This is a genomic window from Bacillus sp. N6 (genome assembly GCF_052805735.1).
The window spans coordinates 4,015,967-4,028,978 of record NZ_CM127843.1 but is presented as its reverse complement, the minus strand read 5'-3'; the positions used below and the strand labels follow the sequence as shown (position 1 = coordinate 4,028,978).

The window sequence follows — 13,012 nt, the reverse complement described above, 5'->3', positions numbered from 1 at the left end:
TTACCTTTATTGTACGAGAGGGAAAAGAGGTTGACAAACGTTTACTTTCCGCTTCGCATTAACTGCCCGTAAAAGCACGATTAATGTTTCACTTTATTTGCTGTAATCCACTCTTGTACAGTTGTATACTCTTTGCTATATTGCTTTAGCTTATGGCGAATTTGCCATGCTTTTCCGACTAAAGTGACGCGATTTGGTAAAATATAAACTTTCATTTCTATCACGCTCCTTTCAATGTGGTAAAATGTATGAGGAAAGAATAGGAAATAGAACAGGGAGATGAAGTAGTATGAGTAATCTTGCAGAGAGAACAGTAAAAACTGAGCCAATTTTTGATGGTAGAGTTATAAAAGTTCGTGTTGATGATGTAGTATTACCAAATGGAGCAATGAGTAAACGTGAAATTGTAAATCACCCTGGTGCAGTTGCTATTATTGCTATTACTGATGAGGGGAAAATTGTGCTTGTTGAGCAGTATCGTAAAGCACTTGAAAAGGCGATTATAGAAATTCCGGCTGGCAAGTTAGAACCTGGTGAAAAACCTGAGGTAACAGCAGTTCGTGAATTAGAAGAGGAAACAGGATATGTATGTGAAAATATGGAGCTCATTACTTCTTTCTATACATCTCCAGGATTCGCAGATGAAATTTTATATGTATATAAAGCGACAGGTTTGACAAGAAAAGAAAATAAAGCTGAGTTAGACGAAGATGAGTTTGTGGAATTAATGGAAGTATCGTTAGAAGAAGCGATTACTCTTATGAAAGATCTTCGTATTCATGATGCGAAGACGATGTTTGCAGTACAATATTTACAACTACAAAAATAAACACTCGCCAAAGGCGAGTGTTTTTTAATTGATTTTTGCATATACACGTGCATCACGTAAGCTACCATCTGGTGCTAGGAAATCATTTTCCATTGTACCTTCTAGAATGAATTCTAGACGTTCTGCTAAGCTACATGCATTTATATTTGTTGCATCAGTACGAATTTCAATCCTTCTAGCGCCTAGTTTATCAAAGGCGAACTGAATTGCACCTTTAACAGCTTCGGTCATATAGCCTTGTTTTGTATAGGCACTATGTAGCCAGAAGTGAAGTGAAAACTTTGGAATATCCCAGTTTTCAGGCTTTAGTGTAATTGCTCCGATGAATGTACCAGATACTTTATCGTATAAGTGAAAATCAAGTGTTTCCCGAAGTAAAAACTGTCCGTGAGCTTCGCGAACAATTTCTTCAGCACTCTCTTCTGTTTCAGCGTTAATTGGTATCCACGGTACTAAGTCTTCTAGAGAAGCTTGGATTGCTTCATATACTTCTGCACCATCACCTGGAAATGGTTTACGAACTTGCAAGCGTTCAGTTTGAAATAATGTTGGAAAATCTAATAATAATGGTTTCAAGAGAAATCCCTCCTATTCTCTACTTTTTAGTTTAGCAAAGTAGAGCGGAATTTCAATGTTAATTCGTCATACTTTTTTCTTTCTTTCATACATTTTTAATAAGAGTGTGAACGGAGGGAAGAAAAATGTGGCGAAAAAATTGGCAAGACCGTGTAATGTCTCACATACAGGAAAACTCTTCATTATATATATTTAACGCCGTTTTATTATTGATGGGAGTAATATTCGGAGCCATTCTGGTGAATAGTTTACAAATCAATCAAAAACAAGATTTATCATTTTATTTACAACGTTTTTTTGGACAAGTCTCTAAAGGAGAATTTGCCATTGCGGGCGAAATGTTTCGAGAAAGTTACTTTTCGCAATTAAAATACATCGGATTTATTTGGATTTTAGGGATTTCAATTATTGGATTACCACTTATTTTTATTTTATTATTTGTAAAAGGAGTTGTCGTTGGATTTACAGTTGGTTTTTTAGTAAGTCAGCATGGATGGAATGGACTATTATTAGCATTTGTATCTGTTTTGCCACAAAATTTAATTATCATTCCAGTCTTTCTCGTTATGACAACTATTGCTGCAAGTTTTTCTTTACGGATGATTAGGCATCAATTTATTAGAAAAATAACCGAGCCACTATTACCATTATTAATCCGTTATACATGCTTCTTTCTCGTAATTGGAGTGGTGTTAGCACTTGCTTCTAGTGTGGAGGCTTACGCATCACCAGTTTTAATGAAAGAAGTCGTTGAGGCTATTAATAAAAAATAAATACTTTTTGAGAATAATTATCAATTTGTTTTTATTGTTTTTTCTTTTGACAGAAGCCCTTCTTCTGATATAATGGTGTAAGAGTGGCGAGGAGGGAGTAGTACCGAATGGAAGAAAGAATTGAACGAATTAAGAAGCAATTACATGCAGCGAGCTACAAATTAACACCGCAACGTGAAGCAACAGTTCGTGTGCTGCTAGAAAATGAAGAAGATCATTTAAGCGCAGAAGATGTTTACCTCCTTGTAAAAGAAAAGTCGCCAGAGATCGGATTAGCAACCGTCTATCGAACTTTAGAACTATTATCTGAGTTAAAAGTTGTCGATAAGATTAACTTCGGAGACGGTGTTTCACGCTATGACTTACGCCAAGAAGGTGCGCAGCGTTTCCACCATCATTTGATTTGTACACAATGTGGTGCTGTACAAGAAATACAAGAAGATTTACTTGGTGAAGTGGAAAGGAAAGTAGAACGAGACTGGAGCTTTAAGGTGAAAGATCATCGTTTAACATTCCATGGGATTTGTAAAAACTGTCAAGAAAATGAAACGGATGAAAAATAACCTTTTCCTATTTATCTAGGAAGAGGTTTTTTATTTGAATAAGGTATAAATTGGTGAAAGCTTGGCATATGTTGTAATAACTTATATTTTGGAGGAATTTACAATGCGCCGAGCTTTAAAATTAACTTTTGATGGAATAAAAGTATTTTTATTATTTACAAGTTGTACGATTTTGTTTTATTTCGCTATACTATGGATAAATGAAGAATATGAAAGCTATCATCGTTATGAAAAACCTAAAGAAGAGACTGTAGAAAAAGTATCAGGGAATGAAGAACCGGCAAAGGATGCTTTCGTAAATAGAATGATGTTTTTCTATGAAAATGGGGAGTAGTGTAGAGTGGAAGATCAATTAAAAGATTTTATTCATTATATGGTTGTCGAAAAAGGATTAGCAAAGAATACAGTAGTATCTTATGAACGGGATTTAAAAAGCTACGTAAAGTATTTGCAAAATGTGGAACAGACGAAAACTTTTCATGAAGTGACCCGTTTACACATTGTTAACTTTTTGCAGTATTTAAAAGAGAACGGAAAATCTTCGAAAACATTGGCGCGTCATATCGCATCAATTCGTTCGTTCCACCAATTTTTACTTCGTGAACGAGCGGTAGAACACGACCCATCCGTACATATTGAAACGCCGCAAGGGGAACGGAAATTACCAAAAGTATTATCAGTTGATGAAGTAGAGGCGTTACTTCAAACACCAAAAATGACAAGTGCTTTTGGGATTCGTGATAAGGCGATGCTAGAGTTACTGTATGCGACAGGACTTCGTGTTTCAGAATTGATTGCACTCAATTTAGAAGATGTACATTTAACGATGGGATTTGTTCGTTGCATAGGGAAAGGGAATAAAGAAAGAATTATTCCACTAGGAAGTTTAGCAACGGAAGCGATTCAAAAGTATATTGAAAAAGGAAGAAGAGAATTAATGGGGAAAAAAGTAGTAGATGCACTCTTTTTAAACCATCATGGTAATCGATTATCAAGACAAGGATTTTGGAAAATATTAAAACGATTAGCGAAAGAAGCAAATATTGAAAAAGAGCTTACACCTCATACGTTGCGTCACTCGTTTGCTACGCACTTATTAGAAAATGGAGCAGATTTACGTGCTGTACAAGAAATGCTTGGACATGCAGATATTTCAACGACTCAAATCTATACGCACGTTTCAAAAACTAGATTAAAAGATGTATATAAACAGTTTCATCCGAGAGCATAGTTACTATGCTCTTTTTTTCATAGATTAAGAGGGGAAGACCGCTTCACAGAAACTTCACAAACATTTCGTATATTGTTTTCAGCAGAAGACTGGAATATTACAATGTATTTCCTCTATACTAAATAGAGTATAAAGGAGGAAATGATGATGAAAAAACTGATTATAACTTTATTTATCGCGATGCTAGCGTTGGCTGGCTGTAATACAAACAAAGAAGAACCGAAAAAAGAAAAGAAACTTGAAAGTGTAAACGTAGCAATTCAAACGAATCCGAAAGAAATTAAACCTGGTGAAAAAACAGAAGTACAAGCACTTGTTACACAAGGAAAAGAAAGAGTAACCGATGCCGATGATGTAAAGTTTGAAATTTGGAAAGATGGCGACGAGAAGCACGAGATGTTAGATGGTAAGCATAAAGGAAAAGGTGTTTATGCAGTAGAGAAAACATTTGAAACTGACGGAGTATATCATATTATTCCTCATACAAATGCACGTGATATGCACGTTATGCCAGAACATAAAGTTGCTGTAGGAAATGCGAAAGTAGAAGATGCGAAAAAAGAAAATAGTGACCACAGTGCAGGACATGGAGATCATAAAAGTGACACAATGATCCATCTTATGGCTGGAGACATAAAGGCAAATGCTGAATCTACAATGAAAGTTCATTTAAAGCAAAAAGAAGAAGCATTAACTGGTGCTGAAGTACAACTAGAGATTTGGAAAGATGGTGTTGAAAAACACGAATTTATTCCGGCGAAAGAAGGAAATAAAGGAGAGTATGAAACGAAACATACTTTCAAAGAGAACGGTGCTTACAAAGTGAAAGTACATGTAAGAAAAGGCGAATTGCATGAACATAAAGAAGAAACAATAGAAGTAAAATAAAAAGTAGCTCTTTAGAGCTACTTTTTATTTTTGTTATGAAGAAATAAATCATAAAAAAATTAGCACTTCGTTGCAGAATGGATTACAATAGAAGTGTGAAGAAAATGAGAAATTCTACGAAAATGTATTAAAAAGAAAGCGTAAACATGTTATGATATCAGTATCAGATGTCTGACATCTGACTTAGAAAAAACTAGAAATGTTTTTGAATCGTTTCAAGTAAACGAAATAGGTTAGAAAATGATTTAAAGAAGTACTGTTTGACAATGAGAATTCTTTTGGATAACAGTTTCACTTTATAGCGTTTTGAACATACTACAAGAAGTAAAACTGAACTTATAGGAGGTCGCAGTTATGAATAAATATAAACGTATATTCCTAGTCGTAATGGACTCTGTGGGAATCGGTGAAGCACCAGATGCTGAGCAATTTGGTGATTTAGGATCTGACACAATTGGTCACATTGCTGAACATATGAATGGGTTACAAATGCCTAACATGGTGAAATTAGGTCTTGGTAACATTCGAGAAATGAAAGGTATCTCTAAAGTAGAGAAACCACTTGGATATTACACAAAAATGCAAGAGAAATCTACTGGTAAAGATACAATGACAGGTCACTGGGAAATCATGGGCCTTTACATTGATACACCATTCCAAGTGTTCCCGGAAGGATTCCCGAAAGAATTACTTGATGAATTAGAAGAAAAAACAGGCCGTAAAATTATCGGTAATAAGCCAGCTTCTGGAACTGAGATTCTTGATGAACTTGGTCAAGAGCAAATGGAAACAGGCTCTTTAATCGTTTATACTTCTGCTGATAGCGTATTGCAAATTGCAGCACACGAAGAAGTAGTGCCACTTGATGAGTTATATAAAATCTGTAAAATTGCACGTGAATTAACATTAGATGAGAAATACATGGTAGGTCGTGTTATTGCTCGTCCATTCGTTGGTGAACCTGGAAACTTTACACGTACACCAAATCGTCATGACTATGCATTAAAACCATTCGGCCGTACAGTAATGAACGAATTAAAAGATAGTGACTACGATGTAATTGCTATCGGTAAAATCTCTGATATTTATGATGGTGAAGGGGTAACTGAATCACTTCGTACGAAGTCTAACATGGATGGAATGGATAAGCTTGTAGATACATTAAATATGGACTTTACAGGTCTTAGCTTCTTAAACTTAGTTGACTTTGATGCATTATTCGGCCACCGCCGTGATCCACAAGGATACGGAGAAGCTCTGCAAGAATATGATGCACGTCTTCCAGAAGTATTCGCAAAACTAAAAGAAGATGATCTATTATTAATTACAGCAGACCACGGTAATGATCCAATTCACCCTGGTACTGACCATACACGTGAATATGTACCATTATTAGCATATAGCCCAAGCATGAAAGAAGGCGGACAAGAGTTACCACTTCGTCAAACATTTGCTGATATTGGTGCAACAGTAGCAGAAAACTTCGGTGTGAAAATGCCAGAATACGGAACAAGCTTCTTAAACGAGCTAAAGAAATAGGGGGATAAACAAATGAATCGTGAACTTATTACAAAATCAGCTTCATACTTAAAAGAGAAATTTCAAGAGACACCACAAGTAGGACTAATCCTTGGATCAGGACTAGGTGTATTAGCAGACGAAATTGAGAATGCAGTAACAGTACCTTACAGTGAAATCCCTGAATTCCCAGTATCAACTGTAGAAGGCCATGCAGGTCAACTAGTATTTGGTACACTTCAAGGTGTAACAGTAGTAGCAATGCAAGGACGTTTCCACTTCTATGAAGGATACGACATGCAAAAAGTAACATTCCCAGTTCGTGTTATGAAAGAACTAGGTGTAGAAACAGTAGTTGTAACAAACGCAGCTGGTGGTGTAAATACATCATTTGAGCCAGGCGATCTTATGTTAATTTCAGACCACATTAACTTCATGGGTACGAATCCATTAATCGGACCGAATGATTCTGAAATGGGCGTACGTTTCCCTGATATGTCTACATCATATACAGTAGAACTTCGCGAAATGGCGAAACAAGTTGCAGCAGACTTAAATATTAAAGTACAAGAAGGTGTATACGTAGGAATGACAGGTCCTGTATATGAAACACCTGCTGAAATTCGTATGCTTCGTACACTTGGCGGAGATGCAGTTGGTATGTCAACAGTACCTGAAGTAATTGTAGCGCGTCACGCTGGTATGAAAGTATTAGGTATTTCTTGTATTTCAAATATGGCAGCTGGTATTTTAGATCAACCACTTCACCACGATGAAGTAATTGAAACGACAGAACGTGTTAAAGCTAACTTCTTAGCATTAGTAAAAGCAATCGTAAAACAAATGAAGGGGTGACTTCACAATGAGAATGGTGGACCTAATTGCAAAAAAACGTGACGGACATGCATTAACGACAGAAGAAATTAACTTTATTGTTGAAGGATATACAAATGGTGATATTCCTGATTATCAAGTAAGTTCACTTGCAATGGCAATTTTCTTCCAAGATATGAACGATCAAGAGCGTGCTGATTTAACGATGGCAATGGTAAATAGCGGTGATACAATCGACTTATCAGCTATTGAAGGTGTAAAAGTAGATAAGCATTCGACAGGTGGTGTTGGTGATACAACGACACTTGTATTAGGTCCATTAGTAGCTGCTTTAGGTGTACCAGTAGCGAAAATGTCTGGACGCGGTTTAGGACATACTGGTGGTACAATTGATAAATTAGAAGCAGTTCCAGGATTCCATGTGGAAATTGAAAACGATGAATTCATGCGTCTTGTAAATGAAAACAAAATCGCTGTTATCGGCCAAAGTGGTAACTTAACACCTGCTGATAAAAAGTTATATGCACTTCGTGATGTAACAGCAACAGTAAACTCAATTCCGCTTATTGCAAGTTCGATTATGAGTAAAAAAATTGCTGCTGGTGCAGATGCAATTGTTCTTGATGTAAAAACTGGAGCAGGTGCATTTATGAAAACGGATGAAGATGCAAAACGTTTAGCAGAAGCAATGGTACGCATCGGTAATAACGTTGGTCGTAATACGATGGCAGTTATTTCTGATATGAGTCAACCACTCGGTGAAGCTATCGGTAACGCATTAGAAGTACAAGAAGCAATTGATACATTACAAGGTAAAGGGCCGAAAGATTTAGAAGAGCTATGTTTAACACTTGGAAGTCAAATGGTCTACCTTGCTGGACAAGCTTCATCTTTAGAAGATGCGCGTGAAAAGCTAATTGAAGTAATGAACAACGGAAAAGCGCTAGAATCATTTAAAACGTTCTTATCAGCGCAAGGCGGCGACGCATCTGTTGTTGATGACCCTTCTAAATTGCCACAAGCACAATTTAAAATTGAAGTGGAAGCGAAAGAAGACGGATATGTATCAGAAATCGTTGCAGACGAAATCGGAACAGCAGCAATGCTTTTAGGAGCAGGACGTGCAACGAAAGAGTCTGAAATTGATTTAGCAGTTGGTCTAATGCTGCGCAAAAAAGTAGGCGATGGCGTGAAGCAAGGTGAATCCCTTGTTACAATTTACGCAAACCGCGAAAATGTTGAAGATGTAAAAGCGAAAATTTATGAGAACATGAAGATCTCTAAAGAACACGTAGATGCACCAACTTTAGTACACGGTATCGTAACGAAGTAATAAAAAAAAGCTGAGGAGATTTCTCCTTGGCTTTTTTTACTATTTTTTGTTTATAATAATAATGGGTGAAATTATGATTAGAATTTGTGCAGTAACAAAAACAGATGAAGTATTATATGATGTTTCTCTAGAAGAAACAAAGAAAGACCATATTGTATGGTATTGGCTAGATTTATATAAGCCAACGAAAGAAGAGTATACATATATTCTGCAAGACCATTTTAAGTTCCATCCCCTTGCAATTGAAGACTGTCTAGAATATGTACAGAGGCCAAAAGTTGATTTTTATGATGGATATAACTTTTTAGTTCTTCATGCGTTTGGAGAAGATGGGCTAGAACCACATGAAATTGATTTGTTTGTTAGTGATCGCTATATTGTTTCTTTCCATTTTTCTCATAATAATGCAATTGAAAGAGTATGGAAAACACTTGGTGAGAAGAGGCGGATTAAGAAAGGACCTTTACATGTAGCACATACGATCACTGATCAAATTGTAGATGATTATTTCGCACCTGTATATTACATTGAAGATCATTTAAATGCGATTGATGATAATTTAACAGGTGAGACAGCAGGAGCCGTACTAGAAGAAGTATTTGATATTAGGGCAGATTTATCTAAGTTAAGACGTACAATTATTCCAATGCGTGATTTATTGTATCGTATTTTGAATTCCACTCGTTTTTACGGTATAAGTGATCATGAGATTTATTTTAAAGATATACATGATCATTTACTTAAACTTACGGAAATGATTGAGGCAAGTCGAGAGTTAACGGCGGATATTCGGGATAGTTATTTTTCATTAAACTCACATCATATGAATAACATTATGAAAACATTAACTGTATTCTCGACTATTTTCATGCCATTAACATTTATTGCGGGAGTATATGGAATGAACTTTACGCATATGCCAGAGCTTGGTGGACAATATAGTTATTTTATTTGTCTTCTTCTAATGGCATTAATTGGCGGCGGAATGATGGCCTGGTTTTATAAAAAAGGATGGTTTAAGTAAAAAAACACCGAGGATTTCCCCGGTGTTTTTTCTTAACCAATAGCATGTAATACAAACATAGCTAAGAATAAGCATGTAATGATATACATAGATGGTGCGACTTCTTTACGCTTTCCAAGAGCAACTTTTAAGATAGGGTAAGCAATAAATCCGAACGCAATGCCATCAGCGATACTATATGTGAGCGGGATCATGACGATAATTAAGAACGCTGGAAATCCTTCTGAAAAATCGTTCAGAGGAATTTGCTGAATGCTTGTAATCATCAGGCCGCCAATAATAATTAAGATTGGTGCAATGGCACTATCAGGAATTAGTTTGACAAACGGAAGTGCAAACAATGATGCAAAGAATAACAACCCCGTAACGATAGACGTCAGACCTGTCTTTCCGCCTGCAGTAATACCTGCGGCACTCTCTACTGTTGATACGGTAGGGCTTGTGCCAAATAGACCACATGTCATTGCTGAAATTGCATTGGCTTGGTAAGCACGTGGGAATTTACGGTCATCTTCTAATAAACCGTGCAGAAGTCCCATGTTCTCAAAAATAAGCACCATGCTTAAGGAGAATGTTGCAATCCAAAACGGTAAGGAAGAAAGTTTGCCAAATGACATAGCTCCAAACACATCGCCGTAATTAGCGAATGAGAATGAACTATTTCCGATTTGACTTGTATCAACAAGGCCAAATAGCCATGCAATACCAGTTCCTATTGCAATCGTCCATAAAAAGTTTCCACGTACGTTACGAATAAATAGTACAAGTGCAACGATAAGAGTAAGCACGGTCGCAAGAACGACAGGGTTACTTAATTTACCCATTGCAACAGCAGTATTTGGGTTCGAAACGACTAAACCACCTTTTTGCAATCCGATAAACGCTAAAAATAATCCGATGCCGACAGTAATTGCTTCTTTTAATGACTTTGGAATTGATACTGATAGCACGCGAGCGATTGGTGTAAAAGCGGCAATTGCAAAAATAATACCAGAGATAAAGACAGCAGCTAATGCTTCTTGCCAAGTTAGTCCAAGCGTATGCACAGCTGTGTACGTGAAGAATGCATTTACACCCATACCAGGGACAAGAATAGCAGGTGCATTTGCCCAAAATGCCATGAGTAGACATCCGACAAATGAACTGAAAACAGTTGCTAAAATTCCAGCTTCAAGAGGAATGCCAGCATCGGATAAAATTGACGCATTTACAATCATAATATATACGATCGTGAAAAATGACGTAACTCCAGCTAAAACTTCTTGTTTTGGTGATGTTTCGTGTAAACCTAATTTAAATGTTCTTTCAAGTATTCCTTTCATGTTAAACCTTCTTTTTCATATCCCTCTCCCACCCGTGATATCTCTTTGGTAAGAGCTCACCGTCCTTTATTATATCAGAACATCATGTTTTTACAACAAGGAAAATGATAACGTTTACTTATAAATGAAATTATTTATAAATACGTAAAAATTGCCCGTATTGTTGAAATAATTTCTAATTCTCCCGATTGAATAGGTGGAGCTGCTTGCGCATGTAAAGTAGCATAAGACGTAACCTCCCTTGGTAATTGGGCAGATTCTTCAACGAATGAGAGGGGAACAGGATTAATATTTAAATTATATGTACTCGCAATAGCACGAGCTTTTTCTACTGCCTGGTGCAGAGCTTGAATGAGAGCTTGCTCATAATATTTATTTGGATGAGATACTCGGAAACGTAAACCTTTTGCTACATTTGCGCCATTTGAAACGGCTATATCATATACTTCCCCAGCTTTTTGTACATTTAAAACGGTAATTTCATACAAATGCTCTACACGGTATCCTTGTAGCAATGCTTTATCATTTACATATTCGTATTGAGGAGTAATTGTATAAGAAATCGTCTCTATATCTTTATCGGCAATACCAAGCTGTTTAAGTGCATCCAGCAATTGTTTGGATTGCACTGCATTTTCTTCTTGAGCCTGTTTTACATTTTTATCATCTGTTCGAATGCCGAGTGTTAATATAACAACATTCGGTTTTGCTTTTACAACACCTTCTCCTTGTACAGTAATAGTAGCTTCTTTACCAGTATTAGCAGTGCGTACGTTGTGTAAATAAGGATTCATTCCACCCTGCATTTTCCATCACCATCCTTTTTATATGTATATGTGTGAACAAAAAAGAAATTTATATGAAAAAAGTTACATAAATGAGAATGTTGAGGAAAGAAAGCATATACAACATAGGTATTTATAGATTATAATATGTGTAAATATGATAAAAAAGGGACGAGGCTATTGAACGAAAAAAGAGAAACGCTGATTTTAGATTTATCTGCATCATTTCGAAAAATGATACGTTTATTACAAAATGATATTAATACACGTTTTGCAGAACATATGCCATATAATGAATTTTCTGTATTACGTGCGTTATTTTTAAACAGTCCACAGATGGCTTCGCAAATTGCGAGTGAAGTAAACGTAACCTCCAGTCATATTACAGCTGTTACAGATCGTCTCGTACGAAAAGGATTAGTAGAAAGAAAACGTTCTAATTCAGATCGTCGAATCGTGTACTTAGAAATTACAGAGCACGGAAGAGAAGTAACTGAAAAACTTGAAGCTGTGCGTAAAGAATATTATAAAGAGAGATTTAAAGGTTGGAGCGACCAAGAAATAGAAATGGTCTTAGAACTATTTGGCCGCGTATTATAATAAATGAGGATAGGAAGCGAAAGCATTCCTATCCTTTTTCTTTTGAATAAAAATATTTTGAAACTCCGATACTTTAATTAAAAGATCGGAGGAAAGATTATGAAATATATTGCTGCACTTACCATTTTATTTGGTAGTTTTTTCTGTTTTCAAACATTCACGTACGCAGATACACCTATCCAAGTGGTGCGAAAAGAAGTGAAGTACATCGAAAACGATAATACAGTCTTATATTCGAAATTATGGGTTCGTTCTATGCAAAACGCAGTATTATTCCACCATAGCGATAATATTCGTAATCGGGACACATTACGTAATGTAACAAGTTCATCGCTTGTTAAAGCGAAGCAACTATCTTTTCAGAAAGCAGCACTTTATATACCGAGACTATCGCAATACGTATCAAAAATAGGGAAAGAAAACATTCAAGTGTACTACATTGCGATTCACTATAATGTGAAAAAAGAAAATGCATATCAATTAGATGGCATGAACTATTTTCTACAAGTATTCGTAAAAGAGCGTGGGGAATGGAAAATTGCCGAAAGTGTAGTTGCACCGACAGAGCAAATTGTGCAAAATGGTGATGGATTTGGGATGAAAGAAGAGATGGTGTATGGGGATAGGAGAGAGAATGTGAAATAACCTCTTTATTTAGATAGGGATATATAATAAAAAGCATTGCTCTTGTGCAATGCCTTTTTATTTAGTTCATATAAGAGTTAAATAATTCATA

General features: G+C 36.1%; 16 protein-coding genes. 12 read left to right on the top strand and 4 right to left on the bottom strand.

The features are described from left to right. Positions 1-80: 80 nt before the first annotated feature. On the bottom strand, positions 81-215 hold the full coding sequence (gene mciZ, locus ACUXVC_RS20625) for a Z-ring formation inhibitor MciZ (protein WP_000870302.1): 135 nt from the start codon (positions 213-215) through the stop codon (positions 81-83). A gap of 74 nt (positions 216-289) precedes the next feature. On the opposite strand from mciZ, the gene ACUXVC_RS20620 reads away from it, so the two are divergent. Beyond that, the gene (locus ACUXVC_RS20620; protein WP_000067042.1) at positions 290-829 is read left to right on the top strand and encodes an NUDIX hydrolase; all 540 of its coding nucleotides are present in this window, start codon (positions 290-292) and stop codon (positions 827-829) included. A gap of 24 nt (positions 830-853) precedes the next feature. On the opposite strand, the gene ACUXVC_RS20615 is transcribed toward ACUXVC_RS20620, so the two are convergent. Next, entirely contained in the window at positions 854-1,405 is a 552-nt protein-coding gene (locus ACUXVC_RS20615) for a GNAT family N-acetyltransferase (protein WP_000803479.1), read from the bottom strand. A 155-nt stretch (positions 1,406-1,560) separates the two neighbouring features. Between ACUXVC_RS20615 and spoIIM the strand changes: the two genes are divergently transcribed. The 9 genes from spoIIM to corA all read left to right on the top strand — a co-directional run bounded on the left by spoIIM (position 1,561) and on the right by corA (position 9,569). After that, positions 1,561-2,178, top strand: a complete 618-nt coding sequence (gene spoIIM / locus ACUXVC_RS20610) for a stage II sporulation protein M (RefSeq protein WP_013142149.1) — start codon at positions 1,561-1,563, stop codon at positions 2,176-2,178. A 107-nt stretch (positions 2,179-2,285) separates the two neighbouring features. Further along, positions 2,286-2,741 (top strand): ferric iron uptake transcriptional regulator, encoded by a 456-nt coding sequence (gene fur, locus ACUXVC_RS20605; RefSeq protein ID WP_000392657.1) that lies wholly within the window; start codon positions 2,286-2,288, stop codon positions 2,739-2,741. Positions 2,742-2,844: 103 nt separating this feature from the next. Next, entirely contained in the window at positions 2,845-3,075 is a 231-nt protein-coding gene (locus tag ACUXVC_RS20600) for a YqzK family protein (protein WP_001250432.1), read from the top strand. A 6-nt stretch (positions 3,076-3,081) separates the two neighbouring features. Beyond that, positions 3,082-3,972, top strand: a complete 891-nt coding sequence (gene xerD / locus ACUXVC_RS20595; protein ID WP_000390088.1) for a site-specific tyrosine recombinase XerD — start codon at positions 3,082-3,084, stop codon at positions 3,970-3,972. 144 nt (positions 3,973-4,116) lie between these two features. Next, a complete protein-coding gene (locus ACUXVC_RS20590) occupies positions 4,117-4,860 on the top strand; it encodes a FixH family protein (RefSeq protein ID WP_002101286.1) in 744 nt (247 codons plus the stop codon). A 354-nt stretch (positions 4,861-5,214) separates the two neighbouring features. After that, the gene (gene deoB, locus ACUXVC_RS20585) at positions 5,215-6,399 is read left to right on the top strand and encodes a phosphopentomutase (protein WP_001046079.1); all 1,185 of its coding nucleotides are present in this window, start codon (positions 5,215-5,217) and stop codon (positions 6,397-6,399) included. Positions 6,400-6,411: 12 nt separating this feature from the next. Further along, on the top strand, positions 6,412-7,233 hold the full coding sequence (locus tag ACUXVC_RS20580) for a purine-nucleoside phosphorylase (protein WP_001078446.1): 822 nt from the start codon (positions 6,412-6,414) through the stop codon (positions 7,231-7,233). 7 nt (positions 7,234-7,240) lie between these two features. Continuing rightward, entirely contained in the window at positions 7,241-8,545 is a 1,305-nt protein-coding gene (locus tag ACUXVC_RS20575) for a pyrimidine-nucleoside phosphorylase (RefSeq protein ID WP_069356161.1), read from the top strand. A 61-nt stretch (positions 8,546-8,606) separates the two neighbouring features. Further along, the gene (gene corA, locus ACUXVC_RS20570; RefSeq protein ID WP_002026281.1) at positions 8,607-9,569 is read left to right on the top strand and encodes a magnesium/cobalt transporter CorA; all 963 of its coding nucleotides are present in this window, start codon (positions 8,607-8,609) and stop codon (positions 9,567-9,569) included. Between the two features lie 32 nt (positions 9,570-9,601). On the opposite strand, the gene ACUXVC_RS20565 is transcribed toward corA, so the two are convergent. Both ACUXVC_RS20565 and ACUXVC_RS20560 read right to left on the bottom strand, forming a co-directional pair. Continuing rightward, positions 9,602-10,891, bottom strand: a complete 1,290-nt coding sequence (locus ACUXVC_RS20565) for an NCS2 family permease (protein ID WP_000676248.1) — start codon at positions 10,889-10,891, stop codon at positions 9,602-9,604. Between the two features lie 134 nt (positions 10,892-11,025). Next, a complete protein-coding gene (locus tag ACUXVC_RS20560; RefSeq protein WP_001161449.1) occupies positions 11,026-11,697 on the bottom strand; it encodes an SIMPL domain-containing protein in 672 nt (223 codons plus the stop codon). Between the two features lie 159 nt (positions 11,698-11,856). On the opposite strand from ACUXVC_RS20560, the gene ACUXVC_RS20555 reads away from it, so the two are divergent. Together ACUXVC_RS20555 and ACUXVC_RS20550 are read left to right on the top strand one after the other, a co-directional pair. Next, a complete protein-coding gene (locus ACUXVC_RS20555; RefSeq protein WP_001003307.1) occupies positions 11,857-12,276 on the top strand; it encodes a MarR family winged helix-turn-helix transcriptional regulator in 420 nt (139 codons plus the stop codon). A 99-nt stretch (positions 12,277-12,375) separates the two neighbouring features. After that, entirely contained in the window at positions 12,376-12,921 is a 546-nt protein-coding gene (locus ACUXVC_RS20550; RefSeq protein ID WP_000873787.1) for a hypothetical protein, read from the top strand. Positions 12,922-13,012 lie beyond the last annotated feature (91 nt).